Below are 21388 nucleotides of genomic sequence, written 5' to 3' on the forward strand. Positions count from 1 at the left end.
ACTACGGCCCTCTGGTTGCGGATTGAACAGCCGGTTATAATACCCGATTACTTTTCTGACTTCTCATTCATCGCATTCACCATTCGCCCCAGCTCGGGGTGAGCATTCACCAGCTTACGTTGAGACCCATGGCCAAGAAGCTTTACATAAAGACCCACGGCTGCCAGATGAACGAGTACGACTCCGCCCGCATGGCGGACCTGCTCAAGACCGGCGAAGCGCTCGAGATGACCGACTCCCCGGACGACGCCGATATCCTGCTGCTGAACACCTGCTCGATCCGGGAAAAAGCCCAGGAGAAGGTCTTCCACCAGCTCGGCCGCTGGAAGAGTCTCAAGAAACACAAGCCGGAGCTGATTATCGGCGTGGGTGGCTGTGTCGCCAGCCAGGAAGGCCAGGCGATCATCGATCGCGCGCCTTATGTGGACATGGTGTTCGGGCCCCAGACCCTCCACCGGCTGCCGGACATGATCACCGAGATCCGCACCAAGGGTAATGGCGTGGGTGTGGTGGACGTGAGCTTCCCGGAAATCGAGAAGTTCGACAATCTGCCCGACCCCGGCGCCGATGGCCCGTCCGCCTTTGTCTCCATCATGGAAGGCTGCAGCAAGTACTGTACGTTCTGCGTGGTGCCCTACACCCGTGGCGAGGAAGTGAGCCGGCCGGTGGACGACGTGATCGTGGAGGTTGCCCATCTCGCCGGCCAGGGCGTGCGGGAAGTGAACCTGCTGGGCCAGAACGTGAACGCCTATCGTGGTGAAACCCATGATGGCGACACCATGGACCTGGCGGAACTGATCACCATGATCGCCACCATCGATGGCATCGACCGGATCCGCTACACCACGTCCCATCCGGTGGAGTTCTCCGACAGCCTGATCGAAGCCTATGAGAAGGTTCCGGAGCTGGTCAGTCACCTTCATCTGCCGGTGCAGAGTGGTTCCGACCGCATCCTGGCCGCCATGAAGCGAGGGCATACCGCCCTGGAATACAAATCCAAGCTTCGCCGCCTGCGCAGGATCCGCCCGGACATCAGTTTCTCCTCCGACTTCATCATTGGCTTCCCCGGGGAGACCGAGAAGGATTTCGAGGACACCATGAAGCTGATCAACGATATCGGTTTCGATGTCTCGTTCAGCTTCATCTACAGCGCCCGTCCGGGCACCCCCGCGTCTGACCTGCCGGATGACACCCCTTTGGCGGTAAAAAAAGAGCGCCTGGCCATCCTGCAGCAGCGCATCAACCAGCACGCCATGGAGATCAGTCGCAAGATGGTGGGCTCCACCCAGCGGATTCTGGTCACCGGCCTGTCCAAGAAGGATCCTGGCGAGTACGCCGGCCGCACCGAGAACAACCGCATTGTGAACTTCCGGCATGATAATCCGGAGGTGATCGGGCACTTTATTGATGTCGAGATTCGGGAGGCGTTGCCGAATTCCCTACGGGGTGTGCCTGTTGATGATTTGCTCCACTAAACGCCTTTTGGGCGCCTGCCATGCCTGGCGCACGGTCGAGGAGGCGGTACATTTTTCCGGAACACGCCCGTAAACCCGTCCCTGGGGGCTCGACTGCAGCCATCCCTGACTGCAGACGGTTCCAGAAAAACGTCCCCCCTCCTCGCCCCCAAGCATTCGAGCTGCCGGAAATAAAACCCAAACAGTATCTTGAAGGATGGTCGAGCGGGTACCATTCTTAGCTTGAAGCGAATTGCAAACAGGTTGCGAGGCGGAGGTTGGAGAGTTTGCCATTCGTCCCGGGGCACACAGATTTACAACAGACCAGAGGAACGATTGACTACCACAACCGAAGCACGACAATTCGACCTGAGCCCTGTCGACCAGCGCAGGCTGGCCGCGCTGTGCGGGCAGTTTGACGAGCACCTCAAACACATCGAACGGCGCATGGACGTTCGCATCGGTCGCCGCGGCCATCATTTCCGCATCGAGGGCGAACCCGAACACGCCACCGCCGCCACCGAAGTCATCCGCCACCTGTACCGGGAAACCGAAGCCAGCGATGACATTCACCCTGAAACCGTCCACCTGTTTATCCGGGAGTCCGGTTTTGAACGACTGCCCCAGTCCAAAGAATTCGAGGGTGGCAATGTCGTTATCAAGACCCCCAAGCTCCAGGCCAGACCCCGGGGCAGGAACCAGCAGAAGTATGTCCACAACATACGCAGCCACGACATCAACTTTGGCATAGGGCCCGCCGGTACCGGCAAAACCTGGCTGGCCGTCGCCTGCGCCGTGGAGGCCCTGAAGGACGAGCAGGTCAAACGCATCATGCTGGTGCGTCCGGCCGTGGAAGCCGGCGAAAAACTGGGGTTCCTGCCTGGAGACCTGGCCCAGAAAGTGGACCCCTATCTGCGGCCGTTGTACGACGCTCTTTACGAGATGCTGGGCTTCGACCAGGTAACCCGTCTTATCGAGAAAAGCGTGATCGAGATTGCACCGCTGGCCTTCATGCGCGGGCGAACCCTCAATAACTCGTTCATCATTCTCGACGAAAGCCAGAACACCACACGGGAGCAGATGAAAATGTTCCTCACCCGGATCGGTTTCGGCTCTACCGCAGTGATCACCGGCGACACCACCCAGGTGGACCTGCCCCGGGGACAGAACTCCGGCCTGATCCACGCTGCCAGTGTCTTGAGCAAGGTCTCGGGAATCGGCTTCACCCGTTTCGAGTCCGCTGATGTGGTCCGGCATCCCCTGGTGCAGCGTATCGTGGAAGCCTATGACGACTTTGGCGACAGGGACCCGGTATGAGCATCCTCACCGTGGATATCCAGCGGGCGACCGAGGGGGATCAGTTGCCGGAGGACGAACAGCTTCAGCGATGGGCCGAAACCGCATGGCGGCAGGATCATGATTCCGAGGTGACCCTGCGCCTGGTGGACGAAGAGGAAAGCCGGGAGCTGAACCACCAGTACCGGGGAAAGGACAGGCCCACCAACGTGCTGTCCTTCCCATTTGAGGCTCCAGCCGGTATAACGATGTCCCTGGCCGGAGACCTGGTGATCTGTGCGCCGGTCGTCGCCCGCGAGGCGAAGGAACAGGGCAAATCACTGCAGGCACACTGGGCACACATGGTGGTCCATGGCATGCTGCATCTTCAGGGTTACGACCATATCGGGGACAGCGAAGCCGATCTTATGGAAGCCCTGGAAATCCGGTTGCTGGGTCAGTTCGGCATCAGCAACCCTTACGAGACAGAGGAATCGGAACCAAACTCATGAGCGACGATCAGTCGAGTCGCGGCCAGGGCAGCAAGTCCTGGCTGGAGCGAATATCCCAGGCTTTCTCCAGCGAGCCTGAGTCCGTGGAGGACGTGCTGGGGATTCTTCGCGATGCCGAAGAACATAATATTATCGATGCCGATGCCATGAGCATCATCGAAGGCGCCATGCAGGTCATCGACATGCGCGTCGACGAGATCATGATACCCCGGTCCCAGATGGTGACCGTCAAGGCCTCTCAGGACCCCAAAACCTTCCTCAAGGAAATCATGGATTCGGCCCACAGCCGCTTCCCGGTCATCGGCGACAGCCAGGATGATGTGACCGGGGTGCTGCTGGCCAAGGACCTGCTCCCCCTGGCACTGAACAACGACCTGAACTGGAACCGCATTCGCGAGATCCTGCGGCCGCCCACCTTCGTACCCGAGAGCAAGCGCCTTAACCAGCTGCTCAAGGAGTTCAAGGAGAACCGCAACCACATGGCCATCGTGGTGGACGAGTATGGTGGCACCGCCGGCCTGATCACCATTGAAGACGTGCTGGAGCAGATTGTCGGCGAAATCGAGGATGAGCACGATTTCGACGAGGAAACCAACATCAAACCCCATGGCGATGGGGTCTGGGCGGTGAAAGCCGTCACCCCCGTGGAAGATTTCAACGAGTTCTTCGACACCGAAATGGACGAACAGGAGTTCGACACCATTGGCGGCATCATCCTCAAGGAATTCGGACACCTGCCCCGCCGTGGCGAGAGCGTCAGTTTCAACGGCTTCACCTTTACCATTGCCAACGCCGACAACCGGGTTATCCGGTTACTGCAGGTGACCCGGGACAATGGCGAATAATCCGCTGGCCCGCTCTCCCCTCTGGGTCAGTGGTCTGTTGCTGCTCGTTGCGGGGGCATCGCAGACCCTGACGCTCTCCCCATGGGAATGGTGGTGGCTCGGGCCGATATCCATGGCCCTGATCGTCTTCACCATCATGCCTCTGGCCACGCGCCACCTGTTCCTGGCGGGCTGGCTCACCGGGGTCGGTCTCTATGGTTCCGGGGTGACCTGGATCTACATCAGCATCAGTGAACACGGCAACACTTCAACCCCAATCGCGGTCATACTGATGGCACTGTTCGTGGCGGGGGTGGCCATTGTCCATGGCCTGGCGTTCTGGTTCTGGGGCAAGCTCGGCAAAGACAGCCCGGCCCGCCGGCTGATCCTGTTTCCGGCGGTATGGGTACTGGCGGACTGGGTCCGGGGCTGGCTGCTGACGGGGTTCCCCTGGCTCTACCTGGGCACCGCTCATGTGGATGGCCCCCTGGCCGGCTGGGCGCCGGTGGCGGGCGTACACGGCATCACCCTGATTGTGGCCGGCTCCGGTTCTGCACTCTACGCCCTGTACTGGCTGTTCCAGGCGCGACGCCGGACCTCGGCGGGGGTGGTCGCTGCCCTCACCCTCGCGCTCTGGCTGGCCGGTCCGGCCCTCAACCGGATCCAGTGGACCGATCTGGCTGAGGAGCCCCTGAGTTTCGCAGCCATGCAGGGAAACATTCCCCAGCAGATCAAATGGGATCCGGATTTCCTGAGGGACCAGCTGGTGGTCTATCTGGGCCTGACCGAAGACGACTGGAACAGGGACATTATCCTGTGGCCGGAAACGGCAATACCCATTACCCAGGACCAGGCTGGCCCCATTATCGAACACATCGCCTCGGAACTGGGAGCAGGCAGTACACTGGTTACCGGCATCCCCTGGTATACCTTCAGCGACCGCCGGGAAGACTATACCTTCCATAACTCGATCATGGCGATCGGAGAGGACGCGGAGGGCGTCTACCACAAGCAGAAACTGGTGCCCTTTGGCGAGTATGTTCCGCTGGAGAACTGGTTGCGGGGTCTGATCGGCTTCTTTGACCTGCCCATGTCGAGCTTCAGCCGGGGACCGGCGTACCAGGCGCCGCTGGAAGCAGGCGACACCAAACTGACTCCGGCCATCTGCTACGAAGTGGCCTATCCGGACTTTGTCGCGTTCAGCGCCCGCCGGGGCAACATGCTGGTCACCATCAGCAACGATGGCTGGTTCGGCGACTCCATAGGCCCCCACCAACATCTCCAGATGGCACGAATGCGGGCCCTGGAAACCGGTCGGTATATGCTTCGTGGCACCAACAATGGTGTCACCGCCATCATCGACGAGAAAGGTCAGGTGACAGAGCGTATCCCACAGTTCGAACGGGCCGTGATGCGGGGCGAGGTATACAGCGCATCCGGCCTCACCCCCTTCATGAACACCGGCTCCTGGCCAGTGCTGACCCTGGTGGCGATCCTGATCGTGTTTGTGCGGGTGCGGGTGATACCCAGGAACTGATTTTTTAGCCGCGGAATCCGCGGAAGTACGCGGAAAGAAAAGACTATAGATAGCCACGGAAACCACGGAAGGACACGGAAAAATAAAAGAGAAAGGCTACGGGTAAAATTAATGAGCATATTGTACCCGCAGTCATTTTTTTCTTTTTTTGATCTTTTCTTCCGTGTTTTCCGTGGATTCCGTGGCTAAATCAGTTTTTCCGCGTACTTCCGCGACAAAACAGTCACTCAGGCCACTTGCCGGTAACCCGCTCGAAGTAGTGTGCTTCACAGGCCTCGCAGGGTTCCAGCTGGCTGGTGGCGGTGAGGCATTTCATGTGATTGCAGTTCAGGCACCGGAACATGCCGGCTGTGGCCACTTCGCCGGCCATGTAGTGGGTGGCGTCCTGATTGTCGATTTTCTGGTTGAGCTCAAGGGTCTCCACCCGGGTTTTGTCGGCGATGGAAAAGAGCAGTTCCTCCAGCTTGTTTTCCATCAGTGACAGGTCAAACTGCAGCCATTCCCTGAGACCTTCCCCGGTGCCTTCCACGAAGGTCACCAAGTGTTCAAGGTCCCGCCTGAGGTAGGCGGCCAGCAGGCTGGCCTCATCCCGGGTCAGGCGGCGAAGTTCGGTTTCGACTTCCACTGCGTCATCAATCTCATGGCGCAGGGTATCCAGGGTCTGCTTTTCGGCCTTCGCCAGCCGGGCCTCCACCCGCTCCAGCATGCGGTCATAGGCCTTGAGGGCCTGATTCGACAACTGTTTTGGCTGCTTGCCACTGCCCTTTTCGCTCATACCCTCTCCTCCAGTGCGGTTTCCATAAGTGTGGCACAAAGCCGGCCCTTTGGCAGGCTACCTGTTGTGGCGACAGTACGTTAGAATGTCCGGCCCACTTGAACACTCTTTTCTGACGGAGGCTTTTTCAAGGGCCTCGTTCGACACAAGGTACAGTACCGCAATGGCAGGAATGGACGAGCACTACAATCCCCGCGACGTTGAACAGAATGCCCGCACATTCTGGGAAGACAACAACACCTTCACTGTGAGGGAAGAGCCGGGCAAGCCCAAGTACTACTGCCTGTCCATGTTTCCCTATCCCAGTGGCAAGCTGCACATGGGCCACGTACGCAATTACACCATAGGCGACGTGATTTCCCGCTATCAGCGCATGCAGGGCAAGAATGTGATGCAGCCCATGGGCTGGGATGCTTTTGGCCTGCCTGCCGAGAACGCCGCCATTGCCAACAGGTCCGCCCCTGCCAAGTGGACCCGCGCCAACATCGATTACATGAAAAAGCAGCTCAGGCAGCTGGGTTTTGGCTACGACTGGAGCCGGGAACTGGCCACCTGCGATCCGGACTACTATCGCTGGGAACAATGGTTCTTTACCCGCCTCTACGAGAAAGGCCTGGTCTACAAGAAAATGTCCACGGTGAACTGGGACCCGGTGGACCAGACCGTCCTGGCCAATGAGCAGGTGGTTGATGGCCGCGGCTGGCGCTCGGGCGCTCTGGTTGAGCAGAAGAAAATTCCCCAGTGGTTTATCCGCATCACCGACTATGCGGAAGAGCTTCTGAACGATCTGGACCAGCTGGAAGACTGGCCGGAACAGGTCAAGACCATGCAGCGGAACTGGATCGGCAAGTCGGTGGGTACCGAGCTCACCTTCCCCCTGAAAGGCCGGAATGACGGGATGACGGTATACACCACCCGTCCCGATACCCTCATGGGGGTCACCTACATGGCGGTCGCCGCCGACCACCCTCTTGCCAGGGCGGCAGCCCAGGAGCACCGGGACGTGGCGGATTTTGTCGAACAGTGCCGGAACAGCAAGGTGGCGGAAGCCGATATGGCCACCATGGAGAAGAAGGGGGTGGATACCGGCTACAAGGCCATCCATCCCCTCACCCAGGAAGAGATTCCGGTGTGGATCGCCAACTTCGTGCTGATGGATTATGGTACCGGCGCATTGATGGCGGTTCCCGCCCACGATGAGCGTGACCACGAGTTCGCCCGCAAGTACCGGCTGCCCATCAAGCAGGTCATCGCCGCCAGTGATGGTCGTGAGCTGGATGTGCAGGAGGAAGCCTTCACCGAGAAGGGTACCCTGGTATCGTCCGGCAAATACAGCGGACTCACCAGCGAGGAAGCGTTCGAGGCCATCGCCGATTACCTGGAAGAACATGGCATCGGCAAGCGTACCGTCAACTACCGCCTGCGGGACTGGGGTGTTTCCCGCCAGCGTTACTGGGGCGCCCCCATTCCGATGATGACCCTTGAAGACGGTACCGAGATGCCGGTCCCTGATGACAGGCTGCCGGTCGTGCTGCCGGAGGATGTGGAGATGGACGGTGTCCAGTCCCCCCTGAAGGCAGATCCGGAGTGGGCGAAGACGGAATACAGGGGGCAGGCCGCCACCCTTGAGACTGACACTTTTGATACCTTCATGGAGTCATCCTGGTACTACGCCCGCTTCTGCAGCCCCAACTACGACAAGGGCATGCTGGACCCGGCCGCGGCCAATTACTGGCTGCCTGTGGACCAGTACATCGGCGGTATCGAACACGCCATCCTGCACCTGCTGTACGCCCGCTTCTTCCACAAGCTGATGCGGGACGTAGGTCTTGTCACCAGTTCCGAACCCTTTAACCGGCTGTTGTGCCAGGGCATGGTGCTGGCGGAGACCTATTACCGGGAGGATGAGTCCGGCAAGAAGACCTGGATCTCGCCGGCGGATGTGACCGTAGAGCGGGACAACAAGGGCCAGGTGGTCAAGGCCATTTACGGGAAGGACGGCCAGCCGGTGGAAATCGGCGGCGTCACCAAGATGTCAAAGTCGAAGAACAACGGCATCGACCCCCAGGCCATCATCGACCAGTACGGCGCCGATACCGTGCGCCTGTTCATGATGTTCGCGGCCCCGCCCGAGCAGTCCCTGGAATGGTCCGACAGTGGCGTCGAGGGCGCCCACCGCTTCCTCAAGCGGCTCTGGCGCATCGTCAGGGACCATGTATCCGGTGGCGACGTGCCAGCGATTGATGTTGGCAATCTCTCCGACACCCGCAGGGACCTGCGTCGCAAGACTCACGAAACCATTGCCAAGGTCAGTGATGACATCAGCCGTCGTCTGACGTTCAACACCACGATTGCCGCGATCATGGAGCTTCTCAACGAGGTGGGGAGGCTGGAAGTCAGCGATGAGCAGGATCGCGCAGTCGTTCAGGAGGCTCTGGATACCGCCGTGCTGATGCTGTCGCCCATCGCCCCCCATGTCAGCCACCAGTTGTGGCAGGCCCTCGGACACGACCAGCCAGTGGTGGACGCCAGCTGGCCCATCGCCGATGAGAGCGCCATGGTGCGCAGCCGGATCGAAGTGGTCCTGCAGGTCAATGGCAAGGTGCGGGGCAAGACCGAGGTACCCGCGGATATCCAGAAAGCCGACCTGGAGAAACTCGCCCTGGAGCACGAGAACGTGACCCGGTTTACCGAAGGCAAGACCGTACGCAAGGTGATCGTGGTGCCCGGAAAACTGGTGAACGTGGTAGCCAACTAGTGTCCATGAATGGCAAGGCAGGAACCGGCATGACCCGTTATGCAAGAAACCTGAGCCTGATAGTGCTGGCGGTCGCCCTTGGCGGCTGCGGCTTTCAGCTGAGGGGGTCATCGCCGGTACCGGAGGCCCTCCAGCCGCTCTGGGTGGACTGCCACGACAGCGTGCCATTCCCACTTTGCCAGGCCGTCAGGGCCCAGGTCGGAGCCGTAGCCGAATCGCGACAGGACGCCAGCTATGCTCTCTCCCTGGGAGACTTCCGGCAGCGTCAGCGCACCAGCGCCATCACGCTGCAGGGGGAGGCGGCTGAATACGATCTGCGTCAGACCGTGACGATCGTGCTGCTGACCCGGGATGGAAATCCTCTGCTGGAAGAGACCGAAGTCGGCGCCTCCCAGGCCTATCGCTTCGATGAGACCAGCGTTCTGGCCAAACGTCGGGAACGCCAGGAGATCGAGCGTCAGCTGTACGACAACCTGGCGCGCCAGATCAGCTTCCGGCTTTCACCCTTCGATCAGGGGCGAATCGATCGGACTCTGGAGGCCGGAGGTGAACAGCCGCCTGGTGACAGCCGTCCGTGAAGATTAATCCCGGCCAGCTATCCCAGGCCCTGGAGAAATCCCTGGCGCCGGCCTATCTGGTCTCCGGTGACGAGCCCCTGCTGGTTCAGGAAGCCTGTGACCAGATCCGGGCCAGGGCCCGGGATGCCGGCTTCCACGACCGCCAGGTGTATCACGCCGATCAGCACCTGAACTGGGGCGCGGTGCAGGACGAGATTGGCGCCATGTCACTGTTTGCGGAGCAGCGCCGCATCGAGATTCATCTGCCGACCGGCAAGCTCGGGGACGGGCGGGATGTGATAGAACAGGCCCTGACCCAACCCGCCGAGGACATCCTGCTGCTGCTCATCAGTGCACGGCTGGACGCCGCCGAAACCAGGCGTAAATGGTACAAGCAGCTCCAGAAGACCGGCGTTCATGTGACCGTCTGGCCCATCGACGGCAACAAGTTTACCGGTTGGCTGGAGCAGAGGGCGAAGAGTCGTGGCCTTACCCTGACCAGGGGCGCCATGGAGCTGCTCAGTGAGCGTCTGGAAGGAAATCTGCTGGCGGCGGCCCAGGAACTGGACCGGCTGGCGCTGCTGAGTCCTGAGCGGACCATTAACGAAGACGCAGTGGAGCAGGCGGTGCAGTACAGCGCCCGCTTCAGCATCTTCGAAGTGATCGCCGACCTGCTGGCCGGCAAGGCAGCCCACGCCCAGAAGGCAATCACAACCCTTCGCCAGGAGGGCGAGAACCCCCTGGGCCTGCTTGCCATGCTGGTACGGGACCTGAATATCACCCTGGAACTGCAGCAGGCCATGAAAAAAAGGGAAGCCCCGGCGGCCTTTCTGAAAAAAAACGGCGTCTTCCAGCCCCAGCGGGCCCGCGCCGTCGAGCAGGCCGCCCGGCGCCTTAGTCGTCCGACTCTGCAACAGGCGCTGGTTCTATGTAGCGAGGCTGACCGGGCGGCAAAGGGTTTTGGGGATCTTCCACCCTGGCATTATCTTGGGGATCTGGCTGTTTTGCTGAAATAGAGGACAGGACCCGGGGATTTCGTCAAGCTCCCCGGGGATTACCAGGTGTTTTATTTCAAGCGTTTGCGAATCCGCTCATACCCTTCCCGCAGGTCTTCCCCCAGCTTGTGGGCCGTGTCGCGGGTGTCCTGGGTCACGCCATCACTGCTGTGGCGGATCTCATCGAGCTTGTGGCGGAACTGATCCCAGTAACGGTCCAGGTCGTCCCATTCATCCTGCACATCCTGCTTCGCCAGATGCAACTGGACCCGGAGTTCGTCCCGATACTGCTTCACGGTTTCCGACAGTTTGTTGAGGTCGTCTTTCATGGTCATGGATACCTCCTCGATCATGGGTCACTGCATGAACACTAACATGCGCCTGTTATGGAAATGGTGTCAATGCCTCCCAAACACAAGAGGCCGGCATAAGCCGGCCTCCTGAAGGACTTTCCTGCGTTGTTCCCGGAATCAGAACTCGTTGGCTGCGTGGCGCATCAGGGACTCACTGCCACTGCGAATGCCCTCCGCCAGGGAGACGGTTTTCGGCAACAGACGGTCATAATAGAACCGGGCTGTCTTCAATTTACCGGTATAGAAGCCCGAGGTATCGTTCTCGGCCTTCGGGGCAGCCGCCACCACGATCTTTGCCCACATATAGGCCAGCGCCGTCAGACCGAACAGGTCGGTGTAATCCACTGAGGCAGCGCCGGGGGCGTTCGGATCGGTCTGGGCCTGCTCCAGCACGTGCTCGGTGACGTCCGACAACCGCTCAAGCGAGGCGGCAAGTGGCTCAAGGAACGGCTTGAGCGCCGGATTGCCCTGCTCTTTCTCGATGAAGGCACTCATATCCTCCGCGAAAAGCTCGAACAGCGCTCCCTGGGATCCAACCACCTTGCGCCCCATCAGGTCCAGGGCCTGAATGCCATTGGCACCCTCATAGATCTGACAGATGCGGGCATCACGAACCAGCTGCTCCTGGCCCCATTCACGAATATAGCCATGGCCACCAAATACCTGCTGGCCAATCACGCAGACATCGAGGCCACGGTCCGTCAGGAATGCCTTGGCAACAGGCGTCAGCAGGGCAACCATTCCCTCGGCCTGTTTGCGATGGCTGTCGTCGTCCGTGAACTTGGCGATATCCAGCCACTGGCCGCAGTAGGTGGAAAACGCACGGCCACCTTCCACATAGGCCTTCATGGTCAGGATCATGCGGCGAACATCCGGATGAACGATCAGCGGATCGGCGGCCTTGTCGGGATTCTGGGGACCGGTGGGAGCACGGCTCTGGAGCCGCTCGAAGGCGTACTCACGGGCACTCTGCAGTGAAGCTTCGGCAGCTCCAAGCCCCTGGATGCCGACACCAAGGCGCTCGTAGTTCATCATGGTGAACATGGCGGCCAGGCCCTTGTTTTCCTCGCCCACGAGCCAGCCCCTGGCTCCGTCGAAATTCATCACGCAGGTGGCGGAGCCCTTGATGCCCATCTTCTTCTCGATGGAGCCACAGCTGAAGGCGTTACGCTCGCCCAGAGAGCCATCATCGTTGACCAGGAACTTGGGCACCAGGAACAGGGAAATACCCTTGGGACCCTTGGGCGCATCCGGGAGCTTGGCCAGCACGAAATGGATGATGTTCTCAGCCATGTCGTGTTCACCCCAGGTAATGAAAATCTTGGTACCGGAGAGGGAGTAGCTGCCATCCTCCTGGGGCACGGCCTTGGTACGCATTATGCCCAGATCGGTTCCGCAATGAGGCTCAGTCAGGTCCATGGAGCCGGACCAGACACCGGAATAGAGGTTGGGCAGGTATTTCTGCTTCAGCTCCTGGCTGCCATGGGCATCCAGAGCCAGGCAGGCCCCGGCGGTAAGCATCGGCGCCAGGCCCAGGGCCATGTTGGCCGCCTGCATCATCTCCTCGAACTGGACCACCAGAGTCTTGGGCATGCCCATGCCATCGAATTCCGGGTTGCCGCCGAGACCGTTCCAGCCACCCTCGACAATGGTCTGATAGGCTTCCCGGAAGCCGTCAGGGGTGGTGACGTTGCCGTTGTCCCACTTGCAGCCCTGCTCGTCACCTTCGCGATTGAGCGGAGCAAGCACGTTGGTGGTGACCTTGCCGGCTTCCTCGATAATGGCATCAGCCGTGTCAGGATCGACCCTCTCCGCCAGGCGGGGCATGGAAGCCCACAATGCCGGCGCATCGAACACTTCGTTCATGACGAAACGGATTTCCTGTAACGGAGCCTTATAGTCGGCCATTCCTCTTCTCCACTGTTTCAGAATTCTATCAATATGGTGGGTTATTATTTTACTGATCCGGACGCTGATCAGATTCCCTGCCTGAACACACAGTCTACCCCATCAACGTAGGCTGGATAACACTTGAGTTTTCGAAAAGGTACCTGGCGTTACCTGCCTGTAAAAAAAGCCCGCGACCTTGCGGAGCGCGGGCAGGACTGGCCGGAGTGAGCAACCGGCAAGTAATTCTCGGGTGCGTCAGAACGCGAAGTGTTCTTCCGGCAGACCCAGCAGGGTATCCGCCCCGGCAAACATGGTTTCCACATGGGTGCGGGTGCGAGGCAGCATGCGCTTGAAGTAGAAGCGCGCGGTCTGGATCTTGGCGTCGTAGAAGGCCTCTTCACTGGTGCCTTCAACCATCGCGTCCAGGGCCACTTTCGCTGAGCGGGCCCACAGGTAGGCGAAGACCGCGTAACCGGAGTACATCAGGTAGTCCACCGCCGCGGCGCCCACTTCCTCACGATTCTGCATGGCGGTCATGCCCAGCTTCATGGTGATCTCGCCCCACTCCCTGTTGAGCGTCTGGAGGGGCTCGATGAATTCCCTGAGCTGTTCGTTGTCAGCGTTTTCCTTGCAGAACACGTGAACGACCTTGGTGAACTGCTTGAGGGCTTCACCCTGGCTCATCAGGACCTTGCGACCCAGCAAATCCAGCGCCTGGATGCCGGTGGTGCCTTCATAGATGGTGCCGATGCGGGCATCACGGACGTTCTGCTCCATGCCCCACTCGGAAATGAAGCCGTGGCCTCCGAATACCTGCATTCCCAGGTTGGCGGATTCATAACCGATCTCGGTCAGGAAGGCCTTGGCGATCGGGGTCAAAAAGCCCAGCATGGCATCCGCCGCCTGACGCTCTTCCTCGGTCTTGCCACGGACAACAATGTCCGATTGCTGGGCCGCCAGATAGATCATTGCCCGCGCACCCTCGGCAACCGCCTTCTGGGTAAGCAGCATGCGGCGAACATCCGGGTGCACAATGATCGGATCGGCTGGTCCGTCCGGATTCTTGGGACCGCTCAGGGAACGCATCGCCAGACGCTCTTTGGCATAGGCAAGAGAGCCCTGGAAACCCAGTTCCGCCGCACCCAGACCCTGGATGGCGGTACCGATGCGGGCCGTGTTCATGAAGGTGAACATGCAGTTGAGGCCGCGGTTTTCCGGACCGATCAGCCAACCCCTGGCGCCATCGAAGTTCATCACGCAGGTGGCGTTACCGTGGATGCCCATCTTGTGCTCAAGGGAGCCACAGGACACCGCGTTCCGCTCGCCGGCGGAGCCGTCTTCATCGGGCAGGCGCTTGGGAACGATGAACAGGGAGATACCCTTGGTCCCTTCCGGGGCCCCCGGCAGGCGGGCCAGGACAATGTGCACAATGTTCTCGGCCATGTCGTGTTCACCGGCGGAGATGAAGATCTTGGTGCCGGTAATGCTGTAGGTACCGTCGCTGTTGGGTTCGGCCCTGGTGCGCAGGGTGCCCAGGTCGGAACCGCAGTGGGGTTCGGTCAGGCACATGGTGCCGGTCCACTCGCCGCTGATCAGCTTGGTGAGATAGGTCTGTTTCTGTTCTTCAGTGCCGTGGGCTTCCAGTGTATTCATGGCGCCATGGCTCAGGCCGGGATACATGCCCCAGGACCAGTTGGCGGTTCCCACCATCTCGCTCATCACGATACCCACGGAGCTGGGCAGGCCCTGGCCGCCGTACTCGGTATCGGAGGTCATGGAGGGCCAGCCCCCTTCCACATACTGCTGGTAGGCTTCTTTGAAGCCGGTGGGGGTTTTGACGCCGTCTTCGCTCCAGGTACAGCCCTCACGGTCACCAACCTGGTTCAGAGGAGAAAGCACCTGCTCACAGAACTTGGCGCCTTCCTGGACGATCGCGTCCACCATATCCGGGGTGGCATCCTCGGCATTCTGCAGGGAAGCGTAATGCTGCTCACTGTTCAGCAACTCGTTCATGACGAACTTGATATCACGCAGTGGCGCTTTGTACTCGGGCATGGAACTCACCTCGCATCATTCGGGCTCGGGGATACGAGCCTGACGGTCTTACTGGTTAAGCCGACCCTTCACAATCGGATCGGATCTGGCAATCCCGGGACTGAAGCACCTGTAAAATGACCGGCAACGGCTCTGTAATGGGCACTTCAAACGGTTGTTTGAAACATACGTTTATAGAGGCCAGTCTGTCAAGGGATTTAGTAGGGGGGAGCTTAAAAACGCGAAGGGCAAACACAGGGATCACCGGAACGGCGAATCCGCTATCTCAGGGTGGGAGTCAGGCAACCGCCTGGAACGCGCTACGGGACTGGGAGGCTCCGGACATGGCGGAGACCGCCTCATAAGCGCTGCTCGCTGCGGCGCCTTCTCTGGAACCGGCTCCACCGGCCCGGGTCGCCTCCGCCTGCCCCCGCTCACGGGCCACTTCCATCTGGGCCTGGAGCATGATCTGCATGGCCTGGGCGGCCACGGCACGGTCCTGACCGGAGGGCTGGGCGGGCGCCATGGCGGCGGCACGCACGGTGCGCATTTTTTCGATGGTGGCCCGGGGATCTCCCGCCACCGGGGAAATGTCGATGGGCACTTCACCGCCGACGGCGTACTGATTGCCATCGGGGCCTCTCTGATAGGTATAGCTGGCGGCGCCGGCATAGGGCCCGCCAACCGCCTGGTGAGCCTGTTCGTGCGCCTTTACTTCCCGGTCCCGGGCCTTGAGTTCCTGCAACTCCCTGAGCTGTTGCTCGTCCAGCCCCTGATCGGTAGGCGCGTCCCGCTTATTGCGGGGACGGCTACCCGGTTCCTCCCCCCGGTTGCCCCGTACTTCGACACTTTCGTCGGTGGCTCTGGCCGTATCAGGGGAAATGGACTCACTGGCAGCACGGGTATCCGACGCAGACGCCGGACCGATGACGCCGCGACCACTGGCAGGGGCAATGGGAGCTGGAGTCGTATAGGAGAAGGGAGAGCCAATGATCATGGTGGTGCCCGGTCAGGGACTGCTGATCAGAATGCTGGGATGATCCTGCTTATCCGCCAGCCGGTCAGACCGGGCGGTCAGGCGCGAATGTCCAGCAGCGTGCCAAGAGTCTCATCCGCGGTCTTGACCACCTGGGCGGAGGCCTCGACGCTGCGCTCGTAAAGCTTGAGGTCAACAATGGGCTCAACGAGGCTGTTACCACCTTCAGCACTGCCCCGGGGACCATCGGCTCCACCACGGGCAATCCTGCGGGCCGCGCCCTCCATACCCTGCATGCCATCCTGGATACCCTGGATGCCGATGTTCAGTGCATTATTGATCATCATGGGGAGAGCTCCCGGAGCCTGGACCAGTATCCATTGAGCCACAGGTATGTATGGTTTTCAAACAGATTTGGTTACGGACTGTATCTCGAAGGAGACGGAATCAAGTGCCTGAGCAAGCGGTTGGCCCCCCCAACCACTTGCCCTCCAGCCCTTTTGGTAGCTGCCTCAGAACACAGCCGCTCTGGCAAGCAGTGGGTCAATATCCAGCTCCTGCGCCAGCTTCGCGATATCCAGCCGTGGAAGCCAGGGAAGCACCCCAAGACAGGGGGCGCCCATGTGGCCTTTCAGGAAATCCAGGGTTTCCTGCTCACAGCTCATCGGCTTCTCATCCGGACGATTGGCAACCCAGCCAGCGACGGTCAGGCCGTCGTGACGGATGGCTTCCACCGTCAGCAGGGCGTGATTGATACAGCCTAAACGCAGGGGCACAACCACGACCACGCCAAGACCCAGTTCAGCGGGCAGGCGGGCGTATGTCTCCCGGTCATTGAGGGGAACCCGCCAGCCGCCGGCGCCTTCGATAAGCATCAGGTCGGCGGGCTTCATCATCAGACCCCGGGCCAGGCCGACCAGGCGCTGGGCGGACAACTGGCGTCCGGCCTGACTGGCGGCAACATGGGGCGCGATCGCCGGCTCCAGGGCGATGGGGTTAACCTGCTCGTATGGCAGCACCTCGGTCATATGTTCCATGAGCATGAGCGCATCTTCGTTGCGCAGGCCTTCGGCGGTCAGCTCGCAGCCGGAGGCGACGGGCTTCATGGCCACGGTTTTCAGGGACAGGTTCGACGCCTTTTTCAGAATGGCGGCGGTTACCACGGTCTTACCGACTTCTGTGTCGGTACCGGTCAAAAAGTAGGTGTGCTTGGCCACAATCGGGTCTCTTGTCTGGGAAAAATCCTGAGGTGTCAGGCACCGACCAAGGCGCGCCGGGGGACCTGTATCGGCGCGTGCCGGGACAGTGCGTCCAGTAACCGGTCAAGATGCTCATCGGTGTGGGCCGCACTGAAGGTCACCCGCAAGCGGGACTCTCCGGCCGGGACGGTAGGCGGACGTATCGCGGTCACCAGAATACCGTGCCGTTCCAGTGCCCCGCTAAGACGCATGGCCTCATGGGCATCGCCAATCATGATCGGCTGGATGGGTGTGGCGGAGGCCATGAGGTTGTAACCCATGGCGGCTGCCTCGGCCCGGAACCGGTTAACCAGCCGGTCAAGCTGGCGCCGTCGTTGGGGCTCCTGCTCAACGAGCGCCACGCTCCGGCATGAGGCTGAGGCCAGCGCCGGCGGCATGGCCGTGGTGTAGATGTAGGAGCGCGCTTTCTGAACCAGGTAATCCAGAAGCAGGGGCGGACCCGCCACAAAGGCGCCGCTGGTCCCGAAGGCCTTGCCCAGGGTACCCACCACCAGCGGGACATCGTTCTCGTTCAGTCCGGCCTCCAGTACGGAGCCACGACCATCGGGACCAACACAACCGAAGCCGTGGGCGTCATCCACGATCAGCAGCGCGTCGTGCCGGCGGCAAAGAGCGGCCAGTTCCCGCAAAGGGGCAACGTCGCCGTCCATGCTGAAGACGCCATCCGTCACCACCACTTTGTGGCCGTCCGTCTCCGCAAGAAGCGCCGCCAGCGCGCAGGTGTCGGAATGGGGATAGATTTTGACTTTCGCTCCGCTGAGCCGGCAGCCGTCGATAATGGAGGCGTGGTTCAGTGCATCGGAAAAAATGGTGTCGCCCTTGCCCGCCAGGGCGGTGATAACGCCCACATTGGCCATGTACCCGGTGGAGAAGAACAGCGCGCCGGAGCGACGGGTAAATCTGGCCAGCGCTTCTTCCAGGCGGTGGTGCTCGGCGTGGTGGCCGCAGATCAGGTGGGACGCCGCGCCGCCGACTCCGTTGTCCTGAAGGCTTCGGGAGGCTGCCGCAATCAGTTCCGGGTGCCCTGCCAGCCCCAGATAATCATTGCTGCAGAAGGCCAGTACCGGCCTGCCGTCAGCAGTGAGTTGGGGCTGATGGGGCCCCGCCATGTGGCGACGGACCCGGTAGAGTCCGGCATCCCGGCGCTGATCGAGTTCGGCGGCGAAATCGCGCATCAGGCGCTCTGCCGGGCGGCGTCGTAGAACAGGTGACGGTTACGCTCTTCTTCCAGGGCGTGAACCAGGGCTTCTTCATGGTCTTCTTCGGTATGACCGGTCTCACGCTCTTCCGGGCGGATACCCAGGCGCTTGAACAGCTGGCGGTCGTGGTCCGCCTCCGGGTTGGCGGTGGTCAGCAGCTTCTCGCCGTAGAAAATGGAATTGGCGCCCGCCAGGAAACACAGGGCCTGCATCTGGTCGTTCATGTCCTCGCGTCCCGCCGAAAGGCGGACGTGGGACTGTGGCATCAGGATACGGGCGACGGCGATGGTACGGACAAACTCGAAGGGGTCCAGGTCTTCCACATTCTCCATGGGGGTTCCCGACACCTTGACCAGCATGTTGATGGGCACGCTCTCCGGATGGTGAGGAAGGTTGGCCAGCTGCATCAGCAGGCCGGCACGGTCGTCGGCATCTTCGCCCATCCCCATGATTCCGCCACAGCATACCTTCATCCCCGCCTTGCGGACCCGCTCCAGTGTGTCCAGACGGTCCTGATAGGTACGGGTGGTAATGATGTGGTTGTAGAATTTCTCGGAGGTATCGAGGTTGTGGTTGTAGTAGTCCAGGCCGGCCTCGGCCAGCTCACCCGCCTGGTTGTCATCCAGCATGCCCAGTGTCATGCAGGTTTCCAGGCCCAGGGACTTCACCTGGCGGACCATTTCCGTGACGTAGGGCATGTCTTTCTTGGTGGGGCTGCGCCAGGCGGCACCCATGCAGAAGCGGGACGCGCCTTTCTCTTTGGCTGCCCGGGCTTCCACCACCACCTTTTCGATTTCCAGCAGCTTTTCCTTTTCCAGGCCGGTATTGTAGTGACCGCTCTGGGGGCAGTACTTGCAGTCTTCCGGGCAGGCCCCGGTCTTGATGGACAACAGGGTGCTGACCTGGACCTCATTTGGATCGAAAAACTGCCGGTGAGCGGTCTGGGCCCGGAAGATCAGGTCGTTGAAGGGCAATTCGAACAGATCGCGAATTTCCTGCAGGGTCCAGTCGTGGCGGATCGAAGTGGCGGTCATGGGAGCATCCTGTTAACTTGTATGCCATTAAAGGTTTACGGATAAACCGCATGATAAGGCCCCCCGCCCCACTGTCAACCATATTCAGGGATTTGGTTAACCGGTTTCGTGCCGACATCCCCGCACTGCGCCGCACCGGCAGGTACGCACTGCTTCCGGAACTCTGCGTAAACTGCCTGGGTAAGGACGCCCGCCAGGGACTCTGCTCCGGTTGCCGGAGCGACCTGCCAATCAACCACACATGCTGCCATCGGTGCGGCCTTCCCCTCATCCTGGCCATGCCCCGGCCCGGGCTGATCTGTGGTGAATGCCTGAAGCATCCACCGGCTTATGATCGCGCCTTTATGCCATGGCGCTATGAATTCCCCGTGGACCGGATGATCAGCCATTACAAATATCACCGGCAGCGGGCCTTCGGGCGGCCCCTGCTGGCCGACATGGCCGGCCATGTCGAGGCTTATCTCGCCGCCTGCCCGGACCAGCGCCCTGACCTCCTGGTTCCGGCTCCCATGCATCGACAGCGGGAACGCCAGCGGGGCTTTAACCAGGCGGCGGAGATCGCTGAAGCCATAAGCCAGCGCACCGGCATTCCCTGGTCGGGACAGCGGGTTCGCCGGGTTCGCAAAAGCGCCGCCCAGTCAGGGCTGGACCGCCAGGAGCGGTTGCGAAATCTCCGCGGTGTTTTCGAGGTTAACGGCGAGGTGCCTGCCCATCTGGCGATCGTTGATGACGTGGTAACCACCGGCGCGACCATGCGCACTCTTGCGTGGCTGTTGCGAAAGCACGGAGCGGAACGGATCCAGGTATGGGCCCTGGCGAGAACCCCGGCACACTCAGGCCATCAGGGATTTTACATGACGGGCAATGGCGAGACAGGACGTGAGTCCGGGTGACTCGATGCCGAACAGGTGCACCAGGCCCGGCACCCCGTGGTCGCTCTCGTCCTGGATGAGGAAGTCAACGAACCCAGCCTCCGGTCCCGCCAGTTTGGGTCGTATTCCGGCATAAGCCGGCTGCAGCCGGTCCGGTTCCAGTGCCGGCCACCACTGTTTTATCGAATCGACAAACGCTTGCCTTCTTCCAGGATCGACAGTGACGTCCGGCGCCGGGATCCACTCAACATCAGGGCCGAAGCGGGCCTGGCCGGCCAGGTCCAGGGTCAGATGTACTCCGAGTCCGCCGGGCTCGGGCACGGGATAGACCAGTGTGTCGAAGGGGTGGCGGCCACTATAGGAAAAATAGACTCCCCGGGCGTACCAGGCCGGCGGACAGAACCCGGGGTCGTATCCCTGCCAGTTCCCGGCAAGGGGTGTCGCACCAAGGCCGGCAGCATTCACCACCCGCTTGCAGGCCAGCCTGCAGGGCATCTCTCCACCGACAGTCAGCGTGTGACCACCTTCATCACTGGTAACAGCGATGACCGGAGCACGGCAAACCAGTTGCCCGCCGGCGGACTCAAGCTCCCCCAGCAGGGAGACCATCAACTCATGACTGCTGATTATCCCGGTACGGGGAGAATAGAGCCCGGCCACAGCCTGAACGCCGGGCAATGCCCGGCACAGGGCCTCGCCCTCGGCTACCTCCAGAGCCACGCCATTGGCGGCGGCAGAATCATATACCCGCTCCAGGGGCCCCCTCTGCCGGTCATGGCTGGCAATGATCCATTTGCCGGTCTGCCGGTGGGCCACCGGGTGAGTCTGGCAATAACCATAGAGAAGCTCGCGTCCTTCCAGGCAGAAACGCGCCTTGAGTGAGCCGGCAGGGTAGTAGATGCCGCCATGAATGACTTCGCTGTTACGGGACGAGATACCTTCGCCGAACTGTGCGCCCTGCTCCAGGACAATCACCTCCTGGCCCGCCAGGGCCAGCTCCCGGGCAACGGCCAGACCCACGACGCCAGCGCCTATGACCACAAGGTCGGTTTGCAGGGTTTCCAAGTGTTCCTCTCCGGATTGC

General features: G+C 60.9%; 19 protein-coding genes. 9 read left to right on the forward strand and 10 right to left on the reverse strand.

The features are described 5' to 3' along the window. Positions 1-128: 128 nt before the first annotated feature. The 5 genes from miaB to lnt all read left to right on the forward strand — a co-directional run bounded on the left by miaB (position 129) and on the right by lnt (position 5602). On the forward strand, positions 129-1475 hold the full coding sequence (gene miaB / locus BM346_RS05520; RefSeq protein ID WP_092009599.1) for a tRNA (N6-isopentenyl adenosine(37)-C2)-methylthiotransferase MiaB: 1347 nt from the start codon (positions 129-131) through the stop codon (positions 1473-1475). Between the two features lie 315 nt (positions 1476-1790). Next, positions 1791-2771 (forward strand): PhoH family protein, encoded by a 981-nt coding sequence (locus tag BM346_RS05525; protein WP_092009601.1) that lies wholly within the window; start codon positions 1791-1793, stop codon positions 2769-2771. After that, positions 2768-3241: an rRNA maturation RNase YbeY gene (ybeY, locus tag BM346_RS05530; RefSeq protein ID WP_092009603.1), complete on the forward strand. Its 474-nt coding sequence runs from the start codon at positions 2768-2770 to the stop codon at positions 3239-3241. The genes BM346_RS05525 and ybeY overlap by 4 nt, the downstream gene beginning before the upstream one ends. Continuing rightward, positions 3238-4086, forward strand: a complete 849-nt coding sequence (locus tag BM346_RS05535; RefSeq protein ID WP_092009605.1) for an HlyC/CorC family transporter — start codon at positions 3238-3240, stop codon at positions 4084-4086. The genes ybeY and BM346_RS05535 overlap by 4 nt, the downstream gene beginning before the upstream one ends. After that, positions 4076-5602, forward strand: a complete 1527-nt coding sequence (gene lnt, locus BM346_RS05540) for an apolipoprotein N-acyltransferase (RefSeq protein WP_092009607.1) — start codon at positions 4076-4078, stop codon at positions 5600-5602. The genes BM346_RS05535 and lnt overlap by 11 nt, the downstream gene beginning before the upstream one ends. 223 nt (positions 5603-5825) lie before the next feature. On the opposite strand, the gene BM346_RS05545 is transcribed toward lnt, so the two are convergent. Continuing rightward, positions 5826-6377: a zinc ribbon-containing protein gene (locus BM346_RS05545; protein WP_092009608.1), complete on the reverse strand. Its 552-nt coding sequence runs from the start codon at positions 6375-6377 to the stop codon at positions 5826-5828. Between the two features lie 172 nt (positions 6378-6549). Here BM346_RS05545 and leuS point away from each other — a divergent pair, with 172 nt between their 5' ends. Genes leuS through holA form a run of 3 tightly spaced genes read left to right on the forward strand, consistent with a single transcriptional unit; the run spans position 6550 to position 10708 of the window. Further along, a complete protein-coding gene (gene leuS, locus BM346_RS05550) occupies positions 6550-9135 on the forward strand; it encodes a leucine--tRNA ligase (RefSeq protein ID WP_092013362.1) in 2586 nt (861 codons plus the stop codon). Between the two features lie 29 nt (positions 9136-9164). After that, complete coding sequence (locus tag BM346_RS05555) at positions 9165-9713, forward strand: LPS-assembly lipoprotein LptE (RefSeq protein ID WP_092013365.1); 549 nt, start codon at positions 9165-9167, stop codon at positions 9711-9713. Continuing rightward, complete coding sequence (gene holA, locus BM346_RS05560; RefSeq protein WP_092009610.1) at positions 9710-10708, forward strand: DNA polymerase III subunit delta; 999 nt, start codon at positions 9710-9712, stop codon at positions 10706-10708. Before BM346_RS05555 ends, holA begins: the two co-directional genes overlap by 4 nt. A 50-nt stretch (positions 10709-10758) precedes the next feature. Here holA and BM346_RS05565 read toward each other — a convergent pair whose 3' ends face one another. The 8 genes from BM346_RS05565 to bioB all read right to left on the reverse strand — a co-directional run bounded on the left by BM346_RS05565 (position 10759) and on the right by bioB (position 19432). Continuing rightward, entirely contained in the window at positions 10759-11022 is a 264-nt protein-coding gene (locus tag BM346_RS05565) for a hypothetical protein (RefSeq protein ID WP_092013368.1), read from the reverse strand. 135 nt (positions 11023-11157) lie between these two features. Continuing rightward, entirely contained in the window at positions 11158-12948 is a 1791-nt protein-coding gene (locus tag BM346_RS05570; protein WP_092009612.1) for an acyl-CoA dehydrogenase C-terminal domain-containing protein, read from the reverse strand. A 237-nt stretch (positions 12949-13185) separates the two neighbouring features. Continuing rightward, positions 13186-14985 carry an acyl-CoA dehydrogenase C-terminal domain-containing protein gene (locus BM346_RS05575; RefSeq protein WP_092009614.1) on the reverse strand — a complete coding sequence of 600 codons (1800 nt, stop codon included), beginning with the start codon at positions 14983-14985 and terminating at the stop codon, positions 13186-13188. 277 nt (positions 14986-15262) lie between these two features. Beyond that, the gene (locus tag BM346_RS05580; protein ID WP_092009616.1) at positions 15263-15961 is read right to left on the reverse strand and encodes a putative metalloprotease CJM1_0395 family protein; all 699 of its coding nucleotides are present in this window, start codon (positions 15959-15961) and stop codon (positions 15263-15265) included. 77 nt (positions 15962-16038) lie between these two features. Continuing rightward, the gene (locus tag BM346_RS05585; protein ID WP_092013371.1) at positions 16039-16284 is read right to left on the reverse strand and encodes a flagellar basal body rod C-terminal domain-containing protein; all 246 of its coding nucleotides are present in this window, start codon (positions 16282-16284) and stop codon (positions 16039-16041) included. Between the two features lie 168 nt (positions 16285-16452). Continuing rightward, positions 16453-17157, reverse strand: a complete 705-nt coding sequence (gene bioD, locus BM346_RS05590; protein ID WP_092009618.1) for a dethiobiotin synthase — start codon at positions 17155-17157, stop codon at positions 16453-16455. Positions 17158-17192: 35 nt separating this feature from the next. Then, positions 17193-18374: an 8-amino-7-oxononanoate synthase gene (bioF, locus tag BM346_RS05595; RefSeq protein WP_092009620.1), complete on the reverse strand. Its 1182-nt coding sequence runs from the start codon at positions 18372-18374 to the stop codon at positions 17193-17195. Further along, positions 18374-19432: a biotin synthase BioB gene (gene bioB / locus BM346_RS05600; RefSeq protein ID WP_092009622.1), complete on the reverse strand. Its 1059-nt coding sequence runs from the start codon at positions 19430-19432 to the stop codon at positions 18374-18376. Before bioB ends, bioF begins: the two co-directional genes overlap by 1 nt. Before the next feature lie 50 nt (positions 19433-19482). Between bioB and BM346_RS18235 the strand changes: the two genes are divergently transcribed. After that, positions 19483-20325 carry a ComF family protein gene (locus tag BM346_RS18235; protein ID WP_092009624.1) on the forward strand — a complete coding sequence of 281 codons (843 nt, stop codon included), beginning with the start codon at positions 19483-19485 and terminating at the stop codon, positions 20323-20325. Here BM346_RS18235 and BM346_RS05610 read toward each other — a convergent pair. Then, positions 20266-21369: an NAD(P)/FAD-dependent oxidoreductase gene (locus BM346_RS05610; RefSeq protein WP_227662882.1), complete on the reverse strand. Its 1104-nt coding sequence runs from the start codon at positions 21367-21369 to the stop codon at positions 20266-20268. The two genes, BM346_RS18235 and BM346_RS05610, sit on opposite strands and share 60 nt — an antisense overlap. Positions 21370-21388 lie beyond the last annotated feature (19 nt).

Source organism: Marinobacter daqiaonensis (genome assembly GCF_900115285.1).
GTDB classification, from domain to species: Bacteria; Pseudomonadota; Gammaproteobacteria; order Pseudomonadales; family Oleiphilaceae; genus Marinobacter; species Marinobacter daqiaonensis.

Coding starts and splice junctions, on each gene's coding strand:
- miaB (WP_092009599.1), top strand. CDS start 129: ATGGCCAAGAAGCTTTACATAAAGACCCACGGCTGCCAGATGAACGAG.
- ybeY (WP_092009603.1), top strand. CDS start 2,768: ATGAGCATCCTCACCGTGGATATCCAGCGGGCGACCGAGGGGGATCAG.
- BM346_RS05535 (WP_092009605.1), top strand. CDS start 3,238: ATGAGCGACGATCAGTCGAGTCGCGGCCAGGGCAGCAAGTCCTGGCTG.
- lnt (WP_092009607.1), top strand. CDS start 4,076: ATGGCGAATAATCCGCTGGCCCGCTCTCCCCTCTGGGTCAGTGGTCTG.
- BM346_RS05545 (WP_092009608.1), bottom strand. CDS start 6,377: ATGAGCGAAAAGGGCAGTGGCAAGCAGCCAAAACAGTTGTCGAATCAG.
- leuS (WP_092013362.1), top strand. CDS start 6,550: ATGGACGAGCACTACAATCCCCGCGACGTTGAACAGAATGCCCGCACA.
- BM346_RS05555 (WP_092013365.1), top strand. CDS start 9,165: ATGACCCGTTATGCAAGAAACCTGAGCCTGATAGTGCTGGCGGTCGCC.
- BM346_RS05565 (WP_092013368.1), bottom strand. CDS start 11,022: ATGACCATGAAAGACGACCTCAACAAACTGTCGGAAACCGTGAAGCAG.
- BM346_RS05570 (WP_092009612.1), bottom strand. CDS start 12,948: ATGGCCGACTATAAGGCTCCGTTACAGGAAATCCGTTTCGTCATGAAC.
- BM346_RS05575 (WP_092009614.1), bottom strand. CDS start 14,985: ATGCCCGAGTACAAAGCGCCACTGCGTGATATCAAGTTCGTCATGAAC.
- BM346_RS05580 (WP_092009616.1), bottom strand. CDS start 15,961: ATGATCATTGGCTCTCCCTTCTCCTATACGACTCCAGCTCCCATTGCC.
- BM346_RS05585 (WP_092013371.1), bottom strand. CDS start 16,284: ATGATCAATAATGCACTGAACATCGGCATCCAGGGTATCCAGGATGGC.
- bioF (WP_092009620.1), bottom strand. CDS start 18,374: ATGCGCGATTTCGCCGCCGAACTCGATCAGCGCCGGGATGCCGGACTC.
- bioB (WP_092009622.1), bottom strand. CDS start 19,432: ATGACCGCCACTTCGATCCGCCACGACTGGACCCTGCAGGAAATTCGC.
- BM346_RS18235 (WP_092009624.1), top strand. CDS start 19,483: ATGATAAGGCCCCCCGCCCCACTGTCAACCATATTCAGGGATTTGGTT.